Source organism: Alicycliphilus denitrificans (assembly GCF_044792555.1).
In the GTDB taxonomy this organism is placed as follows: Bacteria; Pseudomonadota; Gammaproteobacteria; order Burkholderiales; family Burkholderiaceae_C; genus Alicycliphilus; species Alicycliphilus denitrificans_A.
In genome coordinates, this window is sequence record NZ_CP126239.1 from 33,840 (window position 1) to 59,334 (window position 25,495).

Annotated in this window: 22 protein-coding genes and 5 pseudogenes; 12 read left to right on the forward strand and 15 right to left on the reverse strand. The window is 58.5% G+C overall.

The features are described 5' to 3' along the window. Positions 1–264: 264 nt before the first annotated feature. From P7644_RS19965 to P7644_RS19975, 3 genes are all read right to left on the reverse strand, one after another. A complete protein-coding gene (locus P7644_RS19965) occupies positions 265–942 on the reverse strand; it encodes a YkgJ family cysteine cluster protein (protein WP_404303390.1) in 678 nt (225 codons plus the stop codon). 83 nt (positions 943–1,025) lie between these two features. Beyond that, positions 1,026–1,349, reverse strand: a complete 324-nt coding sequence (locus P7644_RS19970; protein WP_146186045.1) for a hypothetical protein — start codon at positions 1,347–1,349, stop codon at positions 1,026–1,028. A 160-nt stretch (positions 1,350–1,509) separates the two neighbouring features. Then, positions 1,510–1,683 carry a hypothetical protein gene (locus tag P7644_RS19975; protein ID WP_158276469.1) on the reverse strand — a complete coding sequence of 58 codons (174 nt, stop codon included), beginning with the start codon at positions 1,681–1,683 and terminating at the stop codon, positions 1,510–1,512. Positions 1,684–2,848: 1,165 nt separating this feature from the next. On the opposite strand from P7644_RS19975, the gene parA reads away from it, so the two are divergent. The 3 genes from parA to P7644_RS19990 all read left to right on the forward strand — a co-directional run bounded on the left by parA (position 2,849) and on the right by P7644_RS19990 (position 7,335). Continuing rightward, on the forward strand, positions 2,849–3,523 hold the full coding sequence (parA, locus tag P7644_RS19980; protein WP_108497340.1) for a ParA family partition ATPase: 675 nt from the start codon (positions 2,849–2,851) through the stop codon (positions 3,521–3,523). Between the two features lie 9 nt (positions 3,524–3,532). Next, a complete protein-coding gene (locus P7644_RS19985) occupies positions 3,533–4,540 on the forward strand; it encodes a ParB/RepB/Spo0J family partition protein (RefSeq protein ID WP_108497336.1) in 1,008 nt (335 codons plus the stop codon). Positions 4,541–5,976: 1,436 nt separating this feature from the next. After that, positions 5,977–7,335: a replication initiation protein gene (locus P7644_RS19990; protein WP_108627294.1), complete on the forward strand. Its 1,359-nt coding sequence runs from the start codon at positions 5,977–5,979 to the stop codon at positions 7,333–7,335. A gap of 278 nt (positions 7,336–7,613) precedes the next feature. Here the strand turns inward: P7644_RS19990 and P7644_RS19995 are convergent. Next, a pseudogene (locus P7644_RS19995) lies at positions 7,614–8,044 on the reverse strand (DDE-type integrase/transposase/recombinase); the annotation flags it as partial. On the opposite strand from P7644_RS19995, the pseudogene P7644_RS20000 reads away from it, so the two are divergent. After that, a pseudogene (locus P7644_RS20000) lies at positions 8,039–8,322 on the forward strand (ATP-binding protein); the annotation flags it as partial. The pseudogenes P7644_RS19995 and P7644_RS20000 sit on opposite strands and share 6 nt — an antisense overlap. A gap of 72 nt (positions 8,323–8,394) precedes the next feature. On the opposite strand, the gene P7644_RS20005 reads toward P7644_RS20000, so the two are convergent. Next, the gene (locus P7644_RS20005) at positions 8,395–8,706 is read right to left on the reverse strand and encodes a helix-turn-helix domain-containing protein (protein ID WP_108497338.1); all 312 of its coding nucleotides are present in this window, start codon (positions 8,704–8,706) and stop codon (positions 8,395–8,397) included. Between the two features lie 199 nt (positions 8,707–8,905). Between P7644_RS20005 and P7644_RS20010 the strand changes: the two genes are divergently transcribed. Next, a complete protein-coding gene (locus tag P7644_RS20010; protein WP_404303393.1) occupies positions 8,906–9,196 on the forward strand; it encodes a hypothetical protein in 291 nt (96 codons plus the stop codon). A 1,151-nt stretch (positions 9,197–10,347) separates the two neighbouring features. Beyond that, complete coding sequence (locus P7644_RS20015; RefSeq protein WP_404303394.1) at positions 10,348–10,545, forward strand: poly-gamma-glutamate hydrolase family protein; 198 nt, start codon at positions 10,348–10,350, stop codon at positions 10,543–10,545. Between the two features lie 127 nt (positions 10,546–10,672). Here the strand turns inward: P7644_RS20015 and merA are convergent, their stop codons facing one another. The 3 genes from merA to merT form a co-directional block, all read right to left on the reverse strand. Beyond that, positions 10,673–12,355 carry a mercury(II) reductase gene (merA, locus tag P7644_RS20020; RefSeq protein WP_008905583.1) on the reverse strand — a complete coding sequence of 561 codons (1,683 nt, stop codon included), beginning with the start codon at positions 12,353–12,355 and terminating at the stop codon, positions 10,673–10,675. Between the two features lie 71 nt (positions 12,356–12,426). Further along, entirely contained in the window at positions 12,427–12,702 is a 276-nt protein-coding gene (gene merP / locus P7644_RS20025) for a mercury resistance system periplasmic binding protein MerP (protein ID WP_404303395.1), read from the reverse strand. A gap of 15 nt (positions 12,703–12,717) precedes the next feature. Beyond that, complete coding sequence (gene merT / locus P7644_RS20030) at positions 12,718–13,068, reverse strand: mercuric ion transporter MerT (protein WP_008905581.1); 351 nt, start codon at positions 13,066–13,068, stop codon at positions 12,718–12,720. 70 nt (positions 13,069–13,138) lie between these two features. On the opposite strand from merT, the gene merR reads away from it, so the two are divergent. Then, positions 13,139–13,564, forward strand: a complete 426-nt coding sequence (merR, locus tag P7644_RS20035) for an Hg(II)-responsive transcriptional regulator (RefSeq protein ID WP_008905580.1) — start codon at positions 13,139–13,141, stop codon at positions 13,562–13,564. Between the two features lie 683 nt (positions 13,565–14,247). Here the strand turns inward: merR and P7644_RS20040 are convergent. Further along, positions 14,248–14,682: a Cd(II)/Pb(II)-responsive transcriptional regulator gene (locus P7644_RS20040; RefSeq protein WP_008905578.1), complete on the reverse strand. Its 435-nt coding sequence runs from the start codon at positions 14,680–14,682 to the stop codon at positions 14,248–14,250. 82 nt (positions 14,683–14,764) lie between these two features. Between P7644_RS20040 and P7644_RS20045 the strand changes: the two genes are divergently transcribed. Beyond that, positions 14,765–17,086 carry a heavy metal translocating P-type ATPase gene (locus tag P7644_RS20045; RefSeq protein ID WP_404303396.1) on the forward strand — a complete coding sequence of 774 codons (2,322 nt, stop codon included), beginning with the start codon at positions 14,765–14,767 and terminating at the stop codon, positions 17,084–17,086. Between the two features lie 412 nt (positions 17,087–17,498). On the opposite strand, the gene P7644_RS20050 is transcribed toward P7644_RS20045, so the two are convergent. The 3 genes from P7644_RS20050 to P7644_RS20060 form a co-directional block, all read right to left on the reverse strand. Then, positions 17,499–17,909 carry a cytochrome c family protein gene (locus tag P7644_RS20050; RefSeq protein WP_008905575.1) on the reverse strand — a complete coding sequence of 137 codons (411 nt, stop codon included), beginning with the start codon at positions 17,907–17,909 and terminating at the stop codon, positions 17,499–17,501. Next, positions 17,906–18,499: a ferritin-like domain-containing protein gene (locus P7644_RS20055; RefSeq protein ID WP_008905574.1), complete on the reverse strand. Its 594-nt coding sequence runs from the start codon at positions 18,497–18,499 to the stop codon at positions 17,906–17,908. Before P7644_RS20055 ends, P7644_RS20050 begins: the two co-directional genes overlap by 4 nt. A gap of 149 nt (positions 18,500–18,648) precedes the next feature. Then, a complete protein-coding gene (locus P7644_RS20060; RefSeq protein WP_034694706.1) occupies positions 18,649–19,368 on the reverse strand; it encodes an RNA polymerase sigma factor in 720 nt (239 codons plus the stop codon). A gap of 152 nt (positions 19,369–19,520) precedes the next feature. Between P7644_RS20060 and P7644_RS20065 the strand changes: the two genes are divergently transcribed. Then, positions 19,521–20,282: a metallophosphoesterase family protein gene (locus tag P7644_RS20065; RefSeq protein ID WP_404303397.1), complete on the forward strand. Its 762-nt coding sequence runs from the start codon at positions 19,521–19,523 to the stop codon at positions 20,280–20,282. 72 nt (positions 20,283–20,354) lie between these two features. Here P7644_RS20065 and P7644_RS20070 read toward each other — a convergent pair whose 3' ends face one another. After that, positions 20,355–21,086: a GntR family transcriptional regulator gene (locus tag P7644_RS20070; protein WP_008905571.1), complete on the reverse strand. Its 732-nt coding sequence runs from the start codon at positions 21,084–21,086 to the stop codon at positions 20,355–20,357. Between the two features lie 123 nt (positions 21,087–21,209). Between P7644_RS20070 and P7644_RS20075 the strand changes: the two are divergent. Continuing rightward, positions 21,210–21,617, forward strand: a pseudogene (locus P7644_RS20075) (3-carboxy-cis,cis-muconate cycloisomerase); the annotation flags it as partial. A 229-nt stretch (positions 21,618–21,846) separates the two neighbouring features. On the opposite strand, the gene P7644_RS20080 reads toward P7644_RS20075, so the two are convergent. Continuing rightward, positions 21,847–22,509, reverse strand: a complete 663-nt coding sequence (locus P7644_RS20080; RefSeq protein ID WP_008905569.1) for a TVP38/TMEM64 family protein — start codon at positions 22,507–22,509, stop codon at positions 21,847–21,849. Further along, a pseudogene (locus tag P7644_RS20085) lies at positions 22,509–22,634 on the reverse strand (DUF3641 domain-containing protein); the annotation flags it as partial. The pseudogene P7644_RS20085 and the gene P7644_RS20080, both read right to left, overlap by 1 nt. An 8-nt stretch (positions 22,635–22,642) precedes the next feature. Here P7644_RS20085 and P7644_RS20090 point away from each other — a divergent pair. Beyond that, a pseudogene (locus P7644_RS20090) lies at positions 22,643–22,855 on the forward strand (zinc-binding dehydrogenase); the annotation flags it as partial. A gap of 321 nt (positions 22,856–23,176) precedes the next feature. Next, positions 23,177–25,126 (forward strand): sigma-54-dependent Fis family transcriptional regulator, encoded by a 1,950-nt coding sequence (locus P7644_RS20095; RefSeq protein ID WP_050813863.1) that lies wholly within the window; start codon positions 23,177–23,179, stop codon positions 25,124–25,126. Positions 25,127–25,495: the final 369 nt, after the last annotated feature.

The window sequence follows — 25,495 nt, forward strand, 5'->3', positions numbered from 1 at the left end:
AGCTAGTCTTCGAAGCGAGCGTTGCGAATTTCTAGGATAGGGCTAACGGCAAGCATCCCGGATGCCACCTCTGCGGGAGCTGGTAGCCTGTCATTCTCGAACGCCCCACAATGCTGTGCACCGTCGAATCGAGGAGACAGCGTGAAAGACTGGGGACATCTTTGATCTCGCGCGTCACATTTATCGAATGACGAGTAATGCGCTCTTCCTAGATCCAGGTACGGTTCTTGTCCCGCTCGTAGGTAACTCTTAACGACTCCCTGCTCACTGTTGCTCAGTCATCGGGAACCAGTTTCTGATGTCGTCGTAATCCTGGTGAGCCCCAAGGATGACAACCGAATCGACGTGGTGTTCCTGGGTGTTCAGGTAAGGGACATTGATGGTGCTGCCCTCCACGAGCTGGCACAGCAATGCGTCCTCATCCATGTTCAGGAGAAGCCTGCATTGAAGGGGGCGGCTTGAGTAGATATCACAGACATCATCCTTCAGGAAGGTACAGGGCTTGCCAAACGCTTCCTGCGTCGCCGCCTTGTAGCTCTCGCTGTCCTCATCCACGTTGGCCATCGTGTACTTCCCTGCCAACGGGTTCATCGGCGCACCGGTTTCCTTGGCGATGACCAGTGCCTCGGCTCTGGAGATCATCACGGCGATATGGCAGCAATGTGAGCAACCCTTGCGGCATGCGGCCAACGGCGCAGCACTGCCCGTGACGCTATCAGCCGCCTTGCGCAGCCATGTCACCCGCTTGGCCACAGTGCCGGCCTTGGCAGCTTGGTCGAGGAGCCGGGATTCCTGCCTGCGATCCACACCTTTGAGCGTCTGCAGCTTGGCCTCCACGCGTTCGCGCAAGCCTTCCCATCGGCGCTCGATGCGCCCCATGACCTCGGGGGCGGAGGTTTGAACCTGCCCACCGGGCACGACGAAGTCACTGTCGGTCTTCATGGCTTTACCCCAACTCCAATGGGTTCGATGCCTTCATCCAGCGCGGCACAGCCAACATGACGGTGAAGGGGCAAGTTGGGGGCTCATGTGCGGATACTTGGAGTAGTTGGCGCGACTGATGCCAAGAACTGGCCTTCCACCGCTCCAGGATCAGTTTTCGATGAGAAAGTAGCTATCAACCTCCCGACTGCCGTCTCTTCCTTGAGGTGAGCGAACAATTGGAGATCTACAGCATGTTCACGCTGCTCGGCTTCAAGGCGTAGCTTTAGATCCTGTTGCAGCTCGCCCAGGTCATCCAGCACATTGAGCTCATACGGCACGTAGGCGCAGTCGTCCTCGCTGCCCAGGAAGGCACGCGCGCACCGAGTGTCGCATGTCGACAGGGCCGACAGGTCCTTGGGGGACACACTACCTTGCTCCATACAAATTCATCAATCTGGCCATTCACGCATACGGTGAAGGTTTCCTGAGCGTAACCAAATTGGGCCATAGCCACATTGGCGTTAGGGAGAAATAGCTCTGACTGGTTGACTGGTCGCGAGCCCTGCAAGCACGCTTTAGAACCCGTTAGCCCCCAGACTTTCCGCTTCCATTGCCGCCATAGACGGTCGTCAAGCCCTTGGCTCCAACTTCCAACTGCTGGTTTTCAGCGTTGACGTTGCGCAAATTCTTGATGACGAGCAACTGGATCCCGATCTCAGCCTGGATCGGTACCGGTATCCGGCCTTCGGCAAGAGGCAAGGGCTCCTGTTTCTCTGGATCAGGTATGCCATGTGCCACCTTGAGCAGCGCATGAAGGTCATCTTAATCAGCGGGCGTAAGCACATTCTTTACCAGCAAGAGCGCCGCTCCACCAGGCCTGGAGCCCTTTTGTCCAAGCCCATAGTTTCCGCGTCGTCAACATGACCTCTCCTGACTTGTCAGTCATACGATTTCAGTTAATCCATTAAGGCTGGATCTATTGGGTGCTCAATGGCGTTCTCAAACGTGAGAAATTGCCAAGGGGGCGGACATAGAGAAGACTGGCACGCTGGACGGGGAAAGCATCTTCGTGAGGACCGCCTGAATAGAGTCGCCGCGTCCGCTGCGCTCCACAATCTGCTGAAGCTCGCCCACTATGGTCAGCCCCCAAGAAGCCGCCTTCCCCTGATGGGTCAATAGCGTTGGTTACTTCGAGCCCCACGGGGTCTGGGCCCAACGCATCACTAAGCGTGCTCGTACCCTCCTTGGGTCGATGCAATCTGGTTCCTCGGTCAGTTCAATGCACATGATGACCTGAGTTACAGACGATCGTGGATGTCTCGAGCGCCGGGGCTTTGCCCCAATGATGCTCTTCCCTTAAACCACCGCAAGCTCTCAATTTCGACGTTATCCAAACAACATTTCAAAAAAGCCAGCTCTGCATTGAACATAGCCGCATAACCACACCGCCCAGAACTTTCAGCGCTGAAAGTTCACCCTCGCACCCGCACTCAATAAAAAACACAAATTAGAAAATTTACAAAAATACAATGCACGAACAATAAATTTTACGCACCAACAAAACCGCGACACCCCACCGATCACGCACTCCCCCACGGGGTCCAACCTTCAACCCTCAGCACCAAAAGCCCCGCAACCAATCGCACCAAAACATCGCCGCCCAAACATAGCGCGCACCAGGCAACACAACACCAAAAGGCCGATCAACAACCACCCCTGACTCAACTTTCAGCGCTGAAAGTCAAGCCATAGCAACGATCAAAGCAACACAGAAGTCGTTTTGCAAAAACGCATGTGCGATAAAATAAACAGCATTTTCATTAATTTGTTATTGAATTTCATCTGAGTTTGATACAATCCCCTTCGCGGAGAATCCGGCAAGACTTTCAGCGCTGAAAGTCTGCCAACCTATCAGGAGCAGGCAATGACAGCAAAAGTGGTCACCGTGTTTAACCAAAAGGGCGGGTGTGGAAAAACAACCATTGCGATGAGCCTCGCTGGATCATTCGGGCTTCGCGGATATTCATCACTTGTCGTAGATATGGACCCGCAGGGGACTGCAAGCCGCTGGGCAAGTGCCGCCCCCGAAGAGCGGCCATTTCCAGCTTCTGTGATTAGTCTTGCTCCTATGGAAGGAAAGATGCACAGAGAAGTAAAAAATCACATAGATAAATTTGATGTGATTTTTGTAGATTGCCCACCGGCAATGAATTCTGCAGCCCCCACGTCGGCCATGTTGATCTCTGACTTGGCTCTCATACCGCTGGTCCCGAGTCCGGCGGATATCTGGGCGGCGGAGTCTGCCAAAAAATTGGCGGAGGCAGCACAGGCCAACAACGAAGAGCTCGTCGCACGAGTCGTTGCTAACATGGTCCAGCGCTCGACTTCACTAGCCAAAGAGCTAATTGAATTATTGGAGGAAGATAAAGAATTTCCTCTTCTAAAAACGTCCCTAGGTTCGCGAGCGGCGTTTAGAGAAGCCCAGATTCTGGGGTCAACCGTTCATCAAGTGCCACGCGCCACAGTTGCAATGGAAGAGGTGGAGTTGATGGCAGAGGAAGTGCTTCACCTTTTGCACCTTCCTTCGCGCAAAAATTAAGGACAAAAGATGATTTCCAAAGTCGACCGCAAAGCTGCAATGCGAGCGTCCCTTTCGGCTGAAAAGCGGGATGTAAATGCGCGGTTTGCAGCGGCAGATGCCGTGCTTTCCGAGCGTCCAGGTGGCCTTGGAGGTGTGCCCCCCCCCCAAGTCGTCCTCGATGAGGCACAGGCTGGTCGGACTTTCAGCGCTGAAAATACTGGTCCAGCGCAGCAGCGAATTGTGGCAGCTCCTCTTGATAGAGTGCACGAAAACCCACTGAATGCCCGTCACATCTATGACCCTGACATCGTCAAGGAGCTGGCGGCGTCAATTGCAACTCGTGGTCAACTCGTTCCAGCGTCTGCGATCGCGCATCCGACCATACCAGGTGACTACTTGCTGATCGATGGCCACTATCGAAAGAAGGCGCTCGCTGCAGCTGGTCAACACAGCATCGACCTGGTGATTCGCCCACACGAAGGTGATCTCGAGCTCTATCGCGTGAGTTGGGTGCTCAATGAGGAGCGTAGCGCGCAAAGTCCCTTAGACAATGCATTCGCGTGGAGAAAATTGCTTGATAAAGGCTTAGTGCAAACTGAGTTGCAAATCGCTGAGCTCTTGGGAGTGTCGCTCTCGACGGTGAACAAGACCATTGCGTTGCTGAGCCTTCCGACTGCTGTGCTCGACCGAATGCGCGATCGGCCAGAGAAGTTTGGCGTATTCGTTGGGTATGAGATCACGCTTGCTGCCAAGAAGGTGAGCGAGATAGAAGTGCTTGCATTGGTAAATCGCATCATCGAAGAAGATCTGTCGTCGCGTGAGGTCGGCGCCATACGCGCAAAACTCGATACTGGCGATAAACGCAAGCCTAAAGAAACATCGCGCCAATACAAGATCCAACACACTGGCCAACAGATCGGATTCCTCAAAGAATGGGACTCAGGAAAGGTCTCACTTGAGGTCGTGCTTGCCGATCCAAAGGAGAGGGCAGCACTCGTTGCCGAACTCAGAAGCCGTTTCGGTCTGTTTGACTGATCAAGATGTCGGCCAAAAGGTGAGCCTCTACAGGGAGCGAACAATGCTCCCGAAGAGGACCAAGGGCCCATAGAACGGACTGGAGACTCTTTAGGGACGCGAAAAGGGGGTGACTGTCCTTCCCGCCTTAAACCGAGACCTTTGATAGCCCGTATCGGTCCCTTCTTCTTTCTAAGGTGAGTCTTTACGGGGAGTGCCGCTCCACCGTTGTTTCAGCAGTCGGCCTACCAATCCGTCTCCACCGCCGGAGTGCAGTGCCAGAGCGACCTGCGCTTGCCAATCCTCAAAAGGTGAGCCTTTTCAGGGACCCGTCGCAATCGTCAGCGCGAAGGACCGGGGGAAGCATTCGAACACCCCGATATGTATTAAGGTGAGCTTTTACGGGGGCTAAAGCCAGGCCCGGAAACCGGAGCGAAATGTTTGCAGTCTGCATTCGGCGGATCATCACCCCGAAACTCCCAAAAAGCGCCATATGGATGCCTACTTCATCGAGCCAAAGGGCATGTAAAGGCTCAAAGGTGAGACTCCACAGGGACTAGAAATGGCGCCCTAATGAGATTCCAGCATCTAGAATGTGTGCACTCACACACAGGGAAGAGTATCTAAAAGCTATCTTGCACACAAAAGTGAGTCTCATCAGGGACCAGCGCGGATGAGGTTCCACTATGCGTAGCCCGCACGGCTTCCTGTAAAGATTGGGTATAGGTGAGCCTTTACGGGGGGGCCTGATGAATCTAGGCGATTCTGATTGTGGCTGGGGAGAGGGGCAGGAGTCGTTTTCGATTTGACCTCGTCTGGTGAGCTTTTACAGGGAGCAAGGGAGTGATGCTCTACTGATGGGCAATTGGGCATGGTCGAATTCCTTCTGGACTCTGGTGAACTGGCTGTTTTGCATTGGAATTCACTCGTTAGGCATCCACGCTATTGAGGATTCTTTGTATTGAACATCCTTGGAAACCTTAAATACAATTTAAACATCGCAAAACCTAAGCCCCACGCGGTTTTCCGCCTAGTGAGGTGAGTGGATTCGGGGACCAAGGTGAGCCAATACGGGGAGAGAGGTGAGTGCCCCCGGGGACAGGCAACATCTATGGTGAGAATTAACAGGGACCATAAGTGAGTGGATTCAGGGGCAAAGTGCGCAAAGGTGAGCTTCTACGGGGAGCGGGCGACACGGTAGCTCCTTGAACTCGCCTAGAGCTCATGAACGTTTTCTTGGCGAGCTAGCTTCCACCTAATGATCGGGTCGGCCGAATGAGCGGTCTGCAGCCCAGCGTAGGCTTGCCTCATCACCTACGAAAAGGTGATGAGGCCACAAACCGATACAAAGGTGAACCCTCGACGCTTCCATCGAAAGGTGAGAGAATCGCGCCAAAATTTCACCGATAGATCCGGTCGCATGGCAGCGCGCACCAAGCACCGGTCAGGAAAGGTCGATGCCGATGGCGAGGAAGAGCAAGGCGAAACCTGGGGAGGTCATCACGATCGACGCCAGCGATGTGAGGGAGTTTCGCAAGACCAATGAGGCTATTGGATTGCGGGTCGTAGAAGGCAATCTCTCGCTGCTCTCTCGTAAGGTATTCAATGTGATGATGTACCACGCCCAGGAGATGAAGGTTCCTGGGCTCAATGCACCGATCAACACCGCTGCAGCCAAGAAGTACTTCTGGATTCCGCTTTCTGACCTTGCCCGGGATGCGGCCTACGACAGCAAGGATGTGCAGTACCTGAAGAAGCAGCTTGAGGAAATGCAGAACATTAAGCTGCTCATGGAGAACGAGCGACAGTGGACGAGTGAGCGACTGGTCTCTTCGGTCACCTTGGTTAATCCCGCTGGGCTGAACAAGCATGCAGGGCAGGTGTGGTTTGGATTCGCTTTTCCTCCTGAGGTGCACGAGCAGGTGATGGCGCCTAGCACTTACACACGGCTTTCGATCGTGTACCAAAGCTCGCTCAAGTCAGGGTCTGCCCTTGCTTTGTATGAAATCTGCCGTCGTTACGCGACTAATCCATCCAAGGTGACTTTCATCCAGACTTATGAGCACTGGTACGGTGTGATCACAGGCAATCCTATATCTGAGTCGACACCGCCCGTCTACAAGTACTTCAAGCGGGACACCCTGAGGCCCGCCATCGCTGAAATCAACGCGCTCACTGACATCAACATCGAACTGATTGAGCACAAGAACGGCCGGCGCGTCGAGAAGCTGCAGTTCAAGGTCGAGCAGACGAAGCAAGCCCAGCTTGAATTCCCGGCGCCGCCCATCATCGACACGGAACTCATGACGAGGGTGATGAAATTCGGTTTCAGCCAAGCGGACGCCAGCGACTTGGTCGCGCAACACAGTGACGACCTCCTGCGCACGGCCATTTCTCGGGTGGAGGCACGCGCAGAGTCGAAGGGAATGACCCCGCTGGAGACCCCAGCAGGCTACTTCCGCTGGACGCTCCAGGACTTGGTGCGTAACCCGACTCCTGTACCTGCACTGGCATCACCCAAGGCTGCCCCCTCGTCTAGCAAGGCGAGCGGTCGCAGTGTGATGGAGCGATTTCTTGCCGCCAGGGCTATTGAGGCCCTTGGGGTCTACAAAGAACTTGACGATAGCGAGCGCAAGGCTCTATTCGAGGCGTTCAAGTCACAGAACGCCAACAAGACGTTAAAGCTGGACAAGGGGCTTGATAGCGCTGCAGTCCGTGGCATTTTTGCGCCTTGGTACGCCAAACAGTTGTGGGGAGAGCCAACGGCCCAAGCGCTGGCTCAGTTTATCGAGGAGTATGGAGCTACGTCCAGTTAGCCAGCGCTGGCTGGCGTCGTACGTTGTGGCCGGAGACGAACCAATTTCTGCCGCTTCAACTCAATACCCCGGCTGGAAAATGGTTGCATTCTTATGTTGTTCGCATATTAATTATGTCCACGTAACGTGGACATTCAAAAAAATGGACGACAAAGGCATCTTTGAGAGTGCTCTAGAAGCAATAGCGCCAGTAATGCAGTTCGAGGTGAATCGTTCCGGGATTCTCGGAGGCTGTTTGGTTTAAGTCAGCCCACTTCCGCAGTGGCCTGACTGGCGAGTTACCGGTAGTGGTTTGCCTCAGCTTCTGCCGGTGGGACGTACCCTATGGGTTCGAGCAGGCGATGGTGGTTAAACTATGACCCCCATTCGAGCGTGGCGAACTCCACGGCTTCCTTTGTTTTCCATGGCGCGCGGTGATGGATTAACTCGGCCTTGTAGAGACCGTTGATGGTCTTGGCCAAGGCGTTGTCATAGCTGGCGCCCTTGCTGCACACGGAAGTCTCTATGCTCGCTTCAGCCAGTCTTTCAGAGTACCGAATGCTGGCGCATTGCGACCCGCGGTCACTGTGGCAAATCAAGCTTCCATCGCGCTCAGGCTGCCAGATGTAAAGGGCTTGCTCCAGTGCATCGAGCACGAAGTCCGTGCGCATTGAACTGCTTACCCGCCAGCCCACGATACGGCGGGCAACACGTCAATCACGAAGGCTACCTGCCGTTCCGTACGTGAGGAGGAGCTTTGCTGTTCCACCTGCTGTCCCAAGCTGTACGAGTGCACGAGCGTCGTGATAACCACCAACCTGAGCTTCAGTGAGTGGGCCAATGTGTTCGGAGATACCAAGATGACCACGGCGCTGCTGGACCGCATCACGCATCACTGCCATATTCTGGAAACCGGTAACGACAGCTACCGGTTCAAGAACAGTTCGGCACAGCAGCCACAGACCCACCAAAAAGGAGAAGACAACCAAGAACTTATCCACAACGTGAGCATGAAGTTCACGAACCAGGGTGGGTCAGATCGAGATGGAAATGGCGGGTTAGTTTTGGGGAAATCAACAGTCAGCCACCGCCCCCGCTAGGCAGGCCAAGCGCAGCGACTTCTTTCTGGACTTCGGCCAAAACAACCGAGACGTCATCTAGCGATGGAGAAGTGGCAAATGAAATTGCGAGCAGGGTCAGGGGATGGACGTTCAAAGCGGTGGCGATCTGCTCCACTTTTCCCAACGTGGGACTTTTGGTGCCTCGCTCTAGACTGCTGATGTAGGTTCGACTTGAAACAGAGGAGAAGTCCTCTTGGGTGTACCCCCGTGCGCGACGGATTACCCGCAGAGCCATGGCGATATTGTTCAACGCATTTGAATGAGCTTCCATCTCCGCGATTAGGAGACTTTGAACACAATAGGGCTACAATCTATAGTGTTCAAATTTTGCTTAACCAATGATTTCTTACTTTCGCAGTGTGCTTGCTGGGCTAGCTAGAGTCTCCCGCCGAAGAGCCCCAATAGCTAGTCTAAGTTTTGTACGACCATACTTCTTTGTTGAGTACCGTACAGAAAGCATTGGCGGAGGCATGAAGAACATTTTTTTGTCGAATGAAGACCTATTGCTCGACTTTGTGAAGCAAGGTTCTTTGCAAGGCTATATTGTGGTTCGCGTGAGGGTAATGTCACCTGGATACATGCATGATTCAAAATTTTGGCATTTTGAAGATCTCATAGCTTTATGGGAGGCTGAAGAACCTGATATGTATGAGCCGGCTCTGCTGTACACGCTGTCAACTGGTGTCGAGTTGGTAAAATCAGCTTCCTTCACGCCAATAGAGCATTTGGGAAAGCGCAAGTTGATATATCGGGCCCCTTAAGGCCAGGCAGTAGCAGCTATATGTTCCATTTCTCTCAAAAACTGCTGAGCAGAGCCTCCTGAAACGTGTTTTCTCTACAGTCGATTGCGGATATAACGATGACCGAGTTCTTTAATAATCCTGTTGCTGTCGGAATGAGCCTGTTCGGTCTGCTTCTGCTAGTGGGCTCCACATTTTCCAAAATGCAGGCTCGTTGGGAGCGGAAACACTTTCGCAATGACGCTCTTTGATTGAAAGCTGAGCCTCGTTGTTTTTAGGAATCAAATTGAATCGACAGGAGGAGCAAAAGAACGCTTTTCCCATCCTTCATAGGTTCTGTGATTGATTGAGTATCAGTCCTACATTATTTAGTTGCGCATATCACCATGGGCTTATTTGTCTCATGCCAGCGATAGCATAATTTATTGGTGTACGTCTCTGCGCAGGGGGTCAGAACTAAAATAATTGGAATAGCCTTGACTGCGTTGTACCAACGACATAAGCTGCACTATGTGAACAAAGCGCATTCGTTAGCCTTCGGCCTGACTACCGCCCAACTGCAAGAGTTGGCCAAACAGGCTGTCCGTGACGCCATAACCAAGAACGTTCAGGCGGGTGTTTCAACAACCGTTCTGCTCAACGGGCGTGTGCAATCGCTCGATGCAAGTGATCTACGACTGCAGTCGCTCTTGAACGAACGGGACGCGACTGGCCACGAGTCGTAGTGCGGAGGAACTTCATCTGGGCTGCTGTGCCCGTCATCGAAATCTCGAACTTCGTAGGGGTCATGGAGGCCGACCAGCTTTGACAACTGAGGTTGGCTCTGCGGGGGAAGCGTCCCGCGACTCCGAATTGCGGAATAAATGCTCCTATTTGGCGGTTCATATATCGGAGCATATAGGGGCAGCGGGCTACTTCAGGCTGATCTGAGCCATTAGCATTTCAGTACCTGAACGGCAGCAAACGCCAACACCACTCATTGAACTCCAACGTTGCTGACCGGCGGCTTCATCGTCGGAACCAGTCAGTCGAACGTGGAGCAGGCCAAGCAAATACCCGAACGACAGCTTATGCGCGCAGCGACAGACTCCTGTCAACCTTTCGCGGCTGCGAGTCAGCGTGCTTGAAAGCGGTAACTCAATTCGCCGGGTGGCGGGCAACGCGTGACTTGAATGGGCAAACGTCCGATCTGTGGCGGCTCACTCGCCATAGAAAATATCAACGCAAGGCTGAACGGGCGCAAGTTCGCCGGCACTGCCCGTGCCAACGTCTGCGACCAGGCTAAGAGCAAGGCGGGCGCACAACTTGAGCTTACAAGGGCGTTGCGAAAGTCTCCAAATGACGTAGTGTTGATTTCCACGCAGAAGTGACCCACTATCTCCCCGGAAATCAACAGCCCTACACAAAGATCGCTCGGCGTTGGCTGTTGCTTGGCCAATCGGCGCAAATCAATAGCCAGAGATACTGTTCGGGCACTCTTACCAACTTGCTCGTGTCTCATCCTGCGCAGCAAGAAAGCTGCTTGACGTCTTTGCTAAAGGTCTGCGCCGCGAGCTTGAGTCCCTCGACCATCGTCAAATAGGGGAACAACTGGTCGGCCAGGTCATGCACTGTCATGCGGTGTCGAATTGCCAGGGTCGCCGTCTGGATCAGTTCGCCAGCTTCCGGCGCGACCGCCTGCACGCCAATCAAGTGCCCGGTGGTATCGGTCACCAGCTTGATAAAACCACGCGTGTCGAAGTTGGCGAGCGCACGTGGCACGTTGTCCAGCGTCAACAGCCGGCTGTCGGTCTCAATGCCGCCATTGCGCGCTCCTGCTTCGGTGTAGCCCACGGTTGCTACTTGTGGATCGGTGAACACCACGGCGGGCATCGCGGTCAGGTCGAGTGCCGCTTCCCCACCGGTCATGTTGATGGCCGCGCGCGTGCCTGCGGTTGCGGCCACATAGACGAATTGAGGCTGGTCGGTGCAATCGCCTGCCGCGTAAATGTTCCGGCCACTGGTGCGCATGCCCTTGTCAACGACGATGCCCCCCTGCGCATTGACTGTGACCCCCGCCGCGTCCAGCGCGAGGCTGTGCGTGTTCGGTGTCCGCCCCGTTGCGACCAGCAGCCTGTCAGCGCGGATATCTCCGTGCCCCGTCGTCAGCACAAATTCACCGTCAACATGCGCGACCTGGCTGGCTTCCCTGTGCTCCAGCACCTCGATGCCTTCGGCACGAAAAGCAGCAGTCATGGCCTCTCCGATGGCCGGGTCCTCCCGGAAAAACAAGGTGCTGCGCGCCAGAATCACTACTTTGCTGCCTAGCCGGGCAAAAGCCTGGGCCAGCTCCAGCGCCACCACCGACGAGCCAATCACAGCCAGCCGTTCGGGAACGGTGGCACTGGCGAGCGCCTCCGTCGAAGTCCAGTAGGGTGACTCTTTCAAACCCGGAATCGGCGGTAGGGCCGGGCTGGCTCCTGTCGCGACCAAACAGCGGTCGAACACCACGATCTGCTCGTCCCCCTCGCTCAAACGGACGACAAGGCTCCGATCGTCCTTGAAACGCGCTTCACCGTGCAACACCGTGATGCCTGGGTTGCCGTCCAGGATGCCTTCGTACTTGGCATGGCGGAGTTCTTCGACACGTGCCTGCTGCTGCGCTAGCAACCGCTCGCGCAGGATCGTCGGCGGTGTGGGTGACATGCCCCCATCGAACGGGCTTTCTCGGCGCAGATGCGCGATATGCGCGGCGCGGATCATGATTTTGGACGGCACACAGCCAATGTTCACACAAGTTCCGCCGATGGTGCCTCGCTCCACCAGCGTGACGTGCGCGCCTTGCTCGACGGCCTTCAGTGCTGCCGCCATAGCGGCTCCACCACTTCCGATCACGGCTATTTGCAGCGGACGCTCGTTGCCACGGCGCTTGTCAGCGCCCCCTGTCCACTGACGCACCTGATCGAGCGATCCAGCGTGGTTGTGTTTGGGGGGGACATCGGCGAGCATTGCTTTGTAGCCCAGTCTGGCCACAGCGGCAGTCAGAGCATCGGGCAATGTGCCCGGCAGGGTGACAAGTTGGGCAGTGCCTTCGGGGTGGGAGACAAATGCCGACTGTACGCCGGGCACGTCTTCCAAGGCTTTTTTGACGTGTGCCGCACACGAACCGCAGGTCATGCCGGTGATTGTCAGATGGGTCATGCGACAGATCCTTTTTGCTTGTGCGCGCCAGGTAACGGCATCACATGCGCTGCAGTGCAGTTGTCAATGCTTCACCGCTTGACACTGGATGGAAACCCCACCTCTGCGGTTGCCTTGGTCAGCTTCTGCACGCTGGTCTTTGCGTCATCGAAGGTGACAGCTGCGTCGCGCGTCTCAAAGGTCACCTCAACTTCGCTAACGCCTTCGATCTTGGAAAGCGCTTTTTTGACGATGATCGGGCAGGTGGTGCAGGTCATGCCGGGAATGGCCAGCATGACGGTCTGGGTGGCGGCCCACACGGGGACAACGGCCAGGGTGAGCGCCAGGGAGGCAAGTAGTTGTTTCATGAAGAACTCCTGTGATCAATAGAAAAATGGCATGACATAGGGGAACCCGAGCGCGACCACAATCAGTGCGGCCACGCTCCAGAAAATAAGCTTGTAGGCAGCTCGCACCTGGGGAATCGCGCAGATCTCCCCCGGTTTACAGGCTTGCACCGGGCGGTAAATGCGCCGCCAGGCGAAGAACAGCGCCACCAGCGCTACGCCGATGAAGATCGGGCGGTAGGGCTCCAGCACTGTCAGGTTGCCAATCCATGCCCCGCTGAATCCCAGGGCAATCAGAACCAGCGGTCCGAGGCAGCAAGTCGAGGCAAGGATGGCCGCCAGCCCTCCGGCGAAGAGCGCTGTGCGCCCGTTGTTTGGCTCCGACATGCGCTTGACCTTTCAAAATTGGTTGAATCACGTAACCTTACTTCCGTAGTCATGTACGGAGTCAAGGGGTATGAAAGCCAATTTGGAGAGTTTTACGATCGGCGCCTTTGCCGAGGCGGCCGGGGTCAATGTGGAGACCATCCGGTTCTATCAGCGCAAGGGGTTGTTGCCTGAGCCGGACAAGCCTCACGGCAGCATTCGCCGCTATGGAGAGGCAGATGTGACGCGGGTGCGCTTCGTCAAAGCGGCTCAGCGCCTGGGCTTCAGCCTGGATGCAATAGCCGAGCTGCTGCGGCTAGACGATGGAACTCATTGTGAAGAAGCCAGCGCACTGGCGGAGTCCAAGCTCAAGGATGTGCGCGAGAAGATAGCCGACTTGGCACGCATGGAGTCGGTGCTGTCTGAACTGGTATGCGCCTGTCATGCGAGAAAAGGGAATGTCTCCTGCCCACTGATTGCATCGCTGCAGGACGGCGAAAACCTCTCGCCGCCGTAATGAGGTGCCTGAGCACACCGGCAACGGCCACTGATCGCCTCCTTTCCTCATTCAAAACCCAAGGTAACTATGAAAGCTCTCTTTCCCTGAGGAATACAAAAAGGCCCGTCCTGCGACCGGCGTGAAACGGACCAAGGAAGGCAGTACAGCAGGGGGGGGGGTAGGCACTGGCCTCGCCGATACCAACAAGGCTGAAGCGCGTGATCAGGAGAAAGCCAATGCGCGTGAAGCTATGCCGCACAAGGAAGCCACACCGGGTTCACCCCCCAAGTAATTCCGATACAGAGGGCGGTCACAATAGTCCAAACTTAGGGACACTCGGTCGACAATTGTCACGTCAGGGCGAGGGCTCGCTGGGGAAACGTACATGTCAATGTCCGCCGCGATAGACGTGTGCCCAAGCAGATACTTTAGGGTACGGACGCGTAGCCAGGAGGGCAAATGCCCAGCCTCAGTGAGCGCATCTGCAATCGTCTGACGATCTTCAGCACTCTTCACGGTGAGCATGCACTTGGACATGTCCACCTGTATTTTGTAATCGGGATCTGCGATCTGCAGTGTCTGGTTCACCATCCCGGCACTGTGTCCACAAGGTCATGTTGGGAAGCTGGAATTCATTCATCTTTCGCCTCATGGCAAAAAGTTAAGAAGAATCTAGTCTCCGCCTTGCGATGAAGGCAAAGTCAATCGCTTTTTCCTCCATGGCACACACCCGCTTCGCCATGTGCGGCCGCAACAAGCTCGTTGAGAATTCCACAACTCAGATTTGCGTGCTCTCCACTGCATGCTGAGCGCAGTTGCAGCAGTTGGTTTTCCAACGCCATCATGCTGACGAGGCGAGCGCGCAGCCGACGTAGCTGGTCGTCGATCAAATGGTTGACGTCTGCGCACGCCTCTTGCGGGGCATCCAATGCACCCAATAAGCTCTTCACGTCAGCCAGCGGGATGTCCAGCGCCCTGCAGTGCCGCACAAACGACAACCGCTCCAGGTGGGCCGGAGCGTAGTTGCGATAGCCATTGGCCAGCCGCGCGGGTAGAGGCAAGAGGCCTTCCTTTTCGTAAAAACGGATCGTTTCGGCTTCAACGCCTGTGGCGGCAGCCAGTTGCTTGATCTGCATTTGTGAGGTCGGGGGGTGTTCGGGAGACTTGACACTGTAGCGACTCCAAGGTTTCCAATCGAGGCATCAATGAGAGAAATTTATGAAATCCTGCTGCGACGAAGCACAAAAACCAACCTCCCAGGACCCATGCTGCGCTACAGCCACTCCCGTCTCTACTCAGCTTGATTCCTGCTGCGCCAGCCCGGTTGCGGCCTCCTCAGATACTTGCTGTACCCCACATTCGATAGCAACTGCAGCGCCTTCGACTACAAATGGGCGTGGCCCCCAAGGAGCCATGTTCCGTATTGAAGCCATGGACTGCGCAGCCGAAGAAAGTGAGATCCGCCGCGCGCTGGAGCTAATTGCCGGGGTGCGCGCCCTGGGGTTTCAGCTCGGCGCACGCACGCTGACCATTGACGCACCTGATGCTGTGATTCCTCAAGCCTTGGCGGCCATTCGCAAGGCAGGGTTCGACCCGCAGCCCGTGGCAACCGCTGCGGCAACGGGCGAAGCCCCTGGGCGGGCCTCCACCACCGACGAACTCGGGCGTATGGGGTTGGCGCTGGGCCTGGCCGTCTGCGCCGAAGCCGTGGCCTTCTTCTCTCCAGACACGCTGGCCTTCAAGGGCATTGGCATGGCCCTGGCGGCGGCGGCCATCTGGCTGGCGGGCTTTTCCACCTACCGCAAGGGGTTTGCCGCCTTGCTGCAGGGACGGCTGAACATCAATGCGCTGATGACGGTGGCCGTGACCGGCGCGTTTCTCATTGGCCAATGGCCAGAAGCCGCCATGGTGATGGCCCTCTATGCCATTGCTGAATTGATCGAAGGCCGCGCGGTAGACCGTGCACGCAATGCCATCAAGAGCCTGTTGGATCTCACGCCCGAGACGGCCGAAGTACGCCAGCCTGACGGCAGCTGGAAATCGGTGGCCGCTGCACAGGTTCCCGTCAACGCCATCGTCCGGGTCAGGCCGGGCGAGCGCATGCCGCTGGACGGCACGGTGGCCGTTGGGACCAGCGCAGTCAACCAGGCGCCGGTCACGGGAGAGAGCATTCCGGTGGACAAGGTTCCTGGAGATCCCGTGTTTGCTGGCACCATCAACGAAACAGGCACCCTGGAGGTGATGGTCACGGCAGAGGCCAGCAACACCACCTTGGCCCGCATCATTCACTCGGTGGAACAGGCGCAGGGCTCACGCGCCCCCACACAGCAGTTCGTGGACCGGTTTGCTGCCATTTACACCCCGGCTGTGTTCATCATGGCCGTTCTTGTGGCGACGCTCACTCCGGTCTTTATGGACCTGACGTGGGTGGATGCCGTCTACAAGGCTCTGGTACTGCTGGTCATCGCCTGCCCCTGTGCGCTGGTGATCGCAACGCCGGTGACGGTGGTCAGTGGTCTGGCTTCTGCGGCCCGGCGTGGCATCCTCATCAAGGGCGGGGTTTACCTGGAAGACGCGCACAAACTCAAGGCCATTGCGCTCGACAAGACCGGCACGATCACGGAAGGAAAACCCAAACTGGTGGCCCAGCACGTGCTGGCCAGAACGTATCCCGAAACCCAGATTCTGGGCTGGGCGGCGGACCTGGCCGGTCACTCTGACCACCCCGTGTCCAAGGCCATCGCGCAAGGACTGTCTGCTGGCCAGGGCATCGTGGCAGGCTTCACGGCCCTTGCCGGACGTGGTGTGGAAGCCCAGCTTGAAGGCCAACCCCTGATTCTGGGGAATCACCGGCTCATCGAGGAACGGGGTCTTTGCAGCCCCGCCATTGAGGCGCTGCTACAGGCACAGGAATCGCAGGGCCGCACGGTGACCCTTCTGGCCAGTCAATCGGAGGTTCTTGCCATCTTTGCGGTGGCCGACACCATCAAGGACAGCTCACGGGAGGCCATCGCCCAGCTACACGCGCTGGGAATCGCCTCGGTCATGCTGACCGGAGACAACCAAGCCACGGCAGAGACCATCGCCAAACAGGCGGGCATCGACCAGGCGCATGGAAACCTGCTGCCAGAAGACAAGCTGTCGGCCATTGAGCAGATGCAGGCCCAGTACGGTGCCACGGCGATGACGGGGGATGGCATCAATGACGCACCTGCGCTGGCACGCGCCGACATCGGCCTTGCCATGGGTGCAGCAGGAACCGACACGGCCATGGAGGCTGCAGATATCGTCATCATGAACGACGATTTGCGCCGCATCCCCGAAGTCATCCAGCTCTCCAAGCGCACGCGGAGCATCCTTCTTCAGAACATCATGCTGGCGCTGGGCATCAAGACGGTGTTCCTCGTGCTTGCGGTCTTTGGGAATGCGTCGATGTGGATGGCGGTTTTTGCGGACATGGGGGCCAGCCTCCTGGTGGTCGGCAACGGGCTGAGGCTGCTGCGCGGTGCGCGCGCTCACGCGATCCGCGCTTTAGGTTAGATCCAGGGGGGCGTCAACGTGCTGATGGTGCACGTCAGCGGGAAGCGCCCCGGCATCTACCTTGAGCCTTATGGACAAGGCTGTCACGGGATCGACCGCCGCCGCGACGACTTCGTGCAGTCCGAGCGCGTCGGTCCATCGAGCCTCGTCGCCAAATGTGTCATATCGGAAGACGTCCCGACCACTGTGCAGTCAGCGCCTCTTGGGCGGCTCTTGGTCATCGACCACAGTGCCCCTCCGCAAGCGACGGCAGCCGTGGCGGTCACACCGATCAGTATTGCAAGACGCCACACCGACGAGCGGCGTGTCTAACAACCTGCATATTTCATATCTTTGCCTCCAATCGACCATGGATTCCGGCATCCCAGCAGCGCAACTGAATGTCAGATCGACCCTCGTGCTCGCGACAGTACTAAGGAGCGGGCTTGCACGCCTCGCCGAGATGCGAAGCCACCTTCAGCCAGGCGATCAGGTCCGACCGCTCGGCTGCGTCTTTTACGCCGGCGTAGCCCATGGATGTTCCAGGTAACGCTGTCATGGGGTCCTTCAAGAAAACGTGGAGCGACTTCTCATCCCATACCCACTGACTCTCTCGCATAGCTTTGGAATAGGCGCTGTATCCGGGCGCGGTGCCAGCACGGCGCCCAAACAGCCCGCAGTGCTGGGGCCCCGTGCGATTGCCCTCGATCGCGTGGCAGGCGGCGCAGCGCGCGTATATCTGCTCACCGCGTGCCAGCGATGCTGCGTCTGGCGCCGCGCGGGCATCGGCGGCGAGCAGGCCGCCCGCCAGCCCCAGAGCCACGACAAGGCAGCGCGGCTTCATGACATGAAGGCTGAAGGCACGGGCGCCTCGCCCAGGACCTGGCGCAGCACGGCCCAGTGCATGGCCTCGTCGCCCAGGATGCTCGCGGCGACCTGCGCCAGCGTACGGTCAGCAAACAAGGGGACGGCGCCCAGGTAGGCCGAGATGGCGCCGCGCTCCAAGCCGGCCGCGAAGCGCAGCACGTCGGCTTCCACCTTGAGCTTTTCCACGGGAAACTGGTATTTTTCCTTGGATGCCACGGGTTTGCCACCGAGCTTTTGCACCGTGCTGGCAATGGCCGCCGCATGCTCCTTGTGGTGCCCCTGGAACGTGACGGCTATCGGCAGCACCGCCTTGCTCAGCAGGCCGCTTTCCGCGCCCACCTGGTAGGCCGCCACCGCCTCCAGTTCAGCGCCAAGGGCGGTATTGAGGATGCGCACATCAGCCTCCAGCTCCTGGGCGCTCACCTTGGCACCGGCGGCCAGCGCGTCGCGCCCGCCCAGCAAAGCCACGGCGCTTGCGGACAGCACGGCTGCGCCGGATGCCGACATGGCACGTCGGCGCGAGAGAAACAAGGCCTGCGAGGGGACGTAAATGGAAGTGCTCTTCATGGTTTTCTCCGTGGGTTGATGAACCGTTGCGCCGACACCTGGAACGGCCGGCAAATTTGAATAAGGTGACTCTGGCCAGGCGCGGCGCTGCAGGCCATACGCGCGGTACGGCCAGACGGGATGGCGTCGCGGGGGTGTTTTGGCTGTGCTCAGCGCCGCGCAATGAGATGGCGCTGCTGCAGCTCGGCCACCACATAGCGCACGACCTGGTCGCAGCGCTCGCCGGCAAACGCAAAGACGCTCTCGGCATGCGCCTCAACCTGCGCGCCGAGTGCATCGCGCAGCAGGGAGCGGGCGCGCAGGTAGCGGGTCTTGACGACGGCGTCGGTCACCTGCAGGCAGTACGCAGCTTCGTCCACGCTCATTTCCTGCACGGCGCGCAAGATGAACACACTGCGGTAGATGGGCGGTAGCCCCTCGATGGCGGACTGCAGCAGGGCGCGCAGTTCGGTGCGCGCCAGCACGGATTCGGGCGATACGTCTGGGGGGGCGCTAAAGGACATCATGTGCTCCGGAGAAGGCTCGTGGTCCAGATCCTGGGGGTCAAGCGGCACCGACCGGCTGCGCTTGCGCAGCACGTCCAGTGCGATGTTGATGGCAATGCGCGCCATCCAGGTCGCCAGCGATGCATCCCCCTGAAAATCCCGCAGCCGCGTGAAGGCGCGCAGGTAGGTTTCCTGCACCACGTCCTGCGCCTCCGCGTCGTCGAAGACAACCCCGCGCGCTGCGCGAAACAGCACTCGGTTATGGCGCCGCATGATGGCTTCAAAGGCACTCTGATCTCCTTGCAGAGCGCTCGCCACCAGCTGTTCGTCGGAACAAGGGGTGGAAACGGTCGGCTGAGCATGGGCTAGAGACAATGACTGCATGGTGGGCTCGCTTTTTTGGGGCTTGTGACCATTGGACGCCGAGCACACCAAAAAGGTGACAGCCCCCCGAATATCCGCAATGGCCGCGTGCTCAAGTCGGTTTCGTCCTCCGGGTCAGAATGCCCCCTGTCTCGTTGCCGCGAAACCCGCCCATGAAAATCGCTCTGCTCTCCGACCTGCACCTGTCCGTGCAGCCCCTGGAAATGCCGCACACCGACGCTGATCTCGTCGTCCTGGCCGGCGATCTGCAACGCCCCGCCCAAGGCGTGGCCTGGGCACGGCAGTTCAACCGGCCCACGCTGTACGTCGCTGGCAATCACGAGTTCTATGGTTCCGACCTGGTGAGCACCATGGCCAACCTGCGCACCGAGGCGCAGGGCAGCCAGGTGCGCGTGCTAGAACGCGAGGAATTGCGCCATGGCGGCGTGCGCTTTCTGGCCTGCACGCTGTGGTCGGATTACCGGCTGTTCGACTCGCCCGCGCAGCGCGAGGACGGGCTGGAAAAGGCGCAGGCGTTTGTGCGCGACTTCAGCCGCATCGGTTTGACCCCGGATTTCCCGGACCGCTTTACGCCCGCCGTCTCGCAAATGCTGTTTGACCAATCCGTCGCCTGGCTGGAAGCACGCTTTGCCGAGCCCTTCGATGGCCCCACGGTAGTGGTCACGCACTTTGCGCCCTCTCCCGGCAGCATTGCGCCGCAGTTTGTCGGCTCACCGCTGAACGCCTGCTTTGTCTCCAACCTGGAAGCGCACATCCTGCGCTGGCAGCCCCGCCTGTGGCTGCACGGCCACGTGCACCACAGTTGCGACTACCAGGTGGGCGCCACGCGCGTCGTGGCCAACCCGCGCGGCTACGCGCCCAACGGTGTGGTCGAAAATGGGCGATTTGAGCCCAGTCTTTTGATTGACGTGTAGGTGCTGTAAGGCGCTTTGCCGTCATCTGACGGTTGCCTCAAACTCATCATATCGAGCGCGATTGCATATCGATCACTCCTTTGACCGGTGCAGATCCATGGAGAACTTGAACCTGTCCGCAGGGTGCAGCGAGACGGAGATTTCGAACACCTGGTCTGCCGCGTCCAGGTAGTGCCGCGTGATCTGCAACGCCGGCGACCCCGCTTCTACGCCCAGGTCGTCACTGCGCTCGCGCGGAATCAGCACCGCCTCGATGCTCTGACGAATGCGCGTAATGCGGCGGCCGTAGCGCTCCTCAATCAGCGTGCTGGCCAGTGTTTCAGGCGCGTTGCGCACCAACTCGCCAATGTCGGCATAGGCAGGGTCGATGTACAGGTCCAGCCAGCAGATTGGGCGTGCCTTTTTGCCATCCTCCATGCGCAGGCAGGCGATGTGTAGCCAGCGCGTGCCACCAGGGCAATCCAGAGCTTGGGCCAATTGCAGGTCGGTCACCACCTCGCCGGTGGATCGCACCGTGCGCACGTGCTCTGCGCCAAAGCGGGCCAGCTCTTCCACGGTGGCGATGGACTGGGTGAAGCCCGCCAAAGGACGCATGGCCTCCACACGGGTGCCTACGTTCTTGCGGCGCGAGATCAGCCCCAACTCCTGCAGCGCATCCAGCGCCTTGCGCACGGCATAGCGGCTCAGACCGTATTGCTCGCACAGCTCGAATTCGGTGGGCAGCAGCGTGCCCACGGCATAGCGGCCAGAGGAGATTCCTTCGGAGAGGTCGCGGGCGAGGTCTGTGTTCTTGGCTGTGGTCATGCGAAGCAGGGGTGCGCAAACATACAGGGTAAACCCTGCATGGCAATTTGTTCGAACATATTAAAGTTTATTTGTTCGAACATTTATATATGTTCGCATTTTATCAACATATCCCGCAAAACCATGACTTCTTCCATTTTTTCGCCTGCCAGCACGGTGCTGGATTCGGTTTTGTTCAGAGACGCCTTTGGTACGGCCCGCATGCGCGACGTGTTCTCGGACCAGAGCCTGATCGCCCGCTACATCGAGGTCGAGGTGGCTTTGGCCCGCGCTGAGGCGCGCGTGGGTGTGATTCCTGCCGATGCGGCCGAAGCCATCGCCCGCGAGTCGCGCCTGGACCGCGTGGACTTCGACCACATGCGGCATGAGACCGATATCGTGGGCTACCCCATCTTGCCGCTGGTGCACCAGATGGTGGCGATGTGCGGCGAAGCTGGGCGCTACGTGCACTGGGGCGCCACCACGCAGGACATCATGGACACTGCCAACGTGCTGCAGGTGCGCGCAGGGCTTGCGGTAGCGGAGGCCGACAAGTTCGGCCCGCAGTGTCGATGTCGTTGGTAGTCATTGGAGAATCCGTTTCTCTTTTTGCACGGGGACAGGTAGATCTACTTGCCAATGAGCAGGTGGCTCGCTCGCTAGAGGCTTGTACAGTGCGACCAGTTGCCTGTCTCCCACCTGTTGAGTTGGTAAATCAAAGGCCACGCTGCCTTGGCGAAGTCCGATCACCCTGTCGGCGAGGACCGGCAACAGCGCGGGGTTATCCCAGGACCATCTTGGCAACCAGCGGAAACACACCCAATAAGACCAATGACAGCGTGACACCCGGCGCGACAAGGCCGGCCAAGCTATCGATGCGCGCCAACTGCGTACCCGCATTCACGTACACCAAAGTGCCTGCCAGCATGCCGATCTGGCTGACCCCGTAGAAGGTCAGCGAGCGGATAGGCATCAGGCCCATCAGCAGGTTGATGAGAAAGAACGGGAAGACGGGGACCAAGCGCAGCGTAAAGAGGTAGAAAGCGCCATCGCGAGCCATTCCGTCATTGATGGGCTTGAGCCGGTCACCGAAGCGCGCCTGCACCCAGTCTCGAAGCAGGTATCGTGCGCTCCAGAACGCCAAGGTCGCGCCAAGAGTGGACGCAAAAGACGCAATGAAGGTGCCCCAGAGCAGACCGAAGATGGCGCCAGCGGCCAGTGTCAGGATGACAGCGCCCGGCAGGGAAAGAGCCGCCACCAGCACATACACCGCGCCGAAGCCCAGGCCAAGCAAAACAGGGGATGTGCTTTTCCATGCGGCAAATTGATCGAGACCCGATTTGAGCCCTTCGAGCGTCAGCCACTTCGGACCACCGGCTGCGAAAAATGCCCACACCAGCACCACGACCAGCGCCACGAGCGCAAGACGTTTGGCGACCCTCATCACTGCTCCGCCTTGAGTGCACCACCGCAACTGCTGCCCTGTCCGGCCGTGCAGCCATAGCAATGGTCAGCGGTGCGCACCGGCCGACCCACAGGGTCTTGCTTCAGCAGATCTCGCAGGTGCCTGAGCCCTCGAGCTGATGTTCACGCGCTCGATGTTCGGCACGCCGGACATGGCGCGCCAGGGGCAGATGCTGACCGAGGTGGCGGCGCTGGTTGACGCCGGGCGCATCCGCTCGACGGCCACCGAGACCGCCGGCAGGATCGATGCCGCGACCTTGCGCCGGGTGCACGCGCAGATCGAAAGCGGAACGGCGCGCGGCAAGATCGTGCTCGAAGGGTTCTGAAGGGCCGCAACGAATACGATTGACAGGTCGGCCTCGGACTGCCGCCAGAACCGGATGATCTGCTCTTCTTCATGTTCGTCTTTCTCCTGGTGGTTGACGGACTTCACTAACCTCCGCTTGGTACGGTTGGTGAAGGTCAGGTCAAATCCCGAGATGGTCATTTTTTCGAGCTTCGGACCTATCATTGAGCGTGCAAAGGCCAACGGTGTCGCGGTGAGGCTGCGGCAGAGCTTGTAGGTCTCGCCACATTGCGACAGACACGACCGCCTGGATAAACCCGCCTTGATGCGGGTGCCAGCATAAAGAAGCCAGGAGACAAACATGGCATTCAGCAGCCACTGGAGTGCACCCGGTCATGAGGCCACCTCGGACATATCCTGGCGTGCAGACGACGTGATCGAGCGCTCAAGGCAGCGGTCGATGGGCGTTCACAGGCTCGACCCGGGACGCAGTGACCCGCCGCGCGTCCTCACCGCGACTGCCCTGCAAGACCATCGCTTGCCGATGGAAGACCTGCTGGATGTTGCGCGCAGCGGCATGGAGTCGTTGTTCCTGCAGATACGTGACGCCGGGTATGTGATACTGCTCACGGATGCCCACGGCGTCGCCGTCGACTTCATCAGCAACCCATTGCTGGACCGCGAGCTGCGACAGGCCGGCCTGTACCTCGGCAGTTGCTGGTCAGAGGAGACGGAGGGGACATGCGCCGTGGCGCTGGCGAACCTGGAGCAGCGGTCCATCACGGTTCATCATGAAGAACATTTTCGTGTGCCCTACCGAACCCTGAGCTGCAGCGCCGCGCCCCTGTTGGGCGTCGATGGCCAGGTGCAGGCGGTGTTGGATGCATCCGCCCTGTACTCGCCGGACGACAAGCGCAGTCAGCACCTGGTGTTGCAGATGGTCAAGTCGACCGCTCGTTTGATCGAGAACGCCCAGTTTCTCAAGCAATTCGACCGGAACCTGGTGCTGCGTCTGGCCGGACGGCGCGATTTTCTAGAAGTGGCGACAGAGGGCTTGCTCGCGCTGGACGAGGAAGGCCGGATCGTTGCGGCCAACCAGGCCTTTCTGCAATCCGTGGGGCGCACGCCGGCGATGCTGACCGGCGCCCATGTCGAAGACGTTTTCAACGCGCGGATGGAGCGACTGCTTGGCGCTTCACTGGCCCACCCGGAGCCGCTGGCGTTGCGTTTGCTGCACTCGGGCGAGCGGTGTTTTGCCCTGGCGCGCGGGCCACGCAAGCTCACACCAGTGACCGAACGCCAACGACCGATGCTGCATACCCCGGATGACAAGGCGCTGCGTGAACTTGCTGGGAACGATGCCAGCATGACGCGCAATGCCCAGCAGGCCCTCCGTGTGGTAGACAAGGGCCTGGCGATCTTGCTGCAGGGTGAATCGGGCACCGGCAAAGAGGCCTTTGCCAAAGCGATCCACGAGGCGAGCACGCGGCGATCCAAAGCCTTTGTCGCAGTGAATTGCGCTGCCATCCCGGACACCTTGATCGAAAGCGAACTCTTTGGCTACAAAGAGGGCGCATTCACCGGCGCACGCAGCAAGGGGGCCAGGGGCAAGGTTCAGCAGGCCCACGGCGGCACGCTGTTTCTGGACGAAATCGGGGACATGCCTTTGGCGATGCAGACCCGCTTGCTGCGCGTACTGGCCGAAAGGGAAGTCACGCCGCTGGGTTCAGAAACTTCGGTGCCCGTGGACATACAGATAGTTTGCGCCACGCACAGGGACCTCAACGAGCTGGTCGCCAACGGACTTTTCCGCCTGGACCTGTTTTACCGCCTCAATGGCGTCACGCTGGCGTTGCCCAGTTTGCATGAGCGCACAGACAAGGAAGGCTTGATCCGCCAGCTGCTGCAGGAGGAAGGCCGGTCGCTCTATGCCCGTGCGGGCACGGCCTCCCCCCATGCGTTGGCCGCGCTGCAGACCTACCACTGGCCAGGCAACATCCGCCAACTGAAGAACATACTGCGCGCCGCCCTGGCTTTGAGCGGTGGCGAGGCCATCGAACTGGAACACCTCCCGCTCGACATCCAGGGTGCCATGCGTGCCAGCTTGCCCCCACCCCGCATGCTGTCGATTGGCTTACCAGCATCACCTGTCGATGCCGCCGCTGGTTCGGAGCGGGATGATTTGGTGCAGGTTCTGAGAGCGCACCACTGGAACATCACCCATGCGGCGCGCAGCCTGGGCATATGCCGAGCGACTGTCTACCGTCGCATGCAAAAGTTGGGCATCGTCAGCCCCAATCAGCAGGCCTGAATCAGAAGGCGCCGGCACTTTCCGCTTTTGGCGTGATTGGCCGCGAGAGGTCCAGCCCTGGCTTTCCTAGTTGGCGGCGGGGTTGCAGATATACGCAGGTGCGACACCTGTCGCTCGTTCGCTTGCTGGTGCGACACCTGTAGCACACAGGTGTCGCTGCCATGGGCATTCAGCAGGCCGACACACCGCCCTCAAAGCCTTTGGAACGCCCTCAAACCGGCTTTTAGTGCGGTCTCTTTAAGGGTATTCCCGCGATTCTTCTACAGATCCGACTTATGGCATGGCCTTTGCAAAAAAGTACCTGCGAGACGCGCCACCAGGGGGTGACCACTTTGCTTGCGAAGCGGTCCGACGTCGACGAGTTGGCGG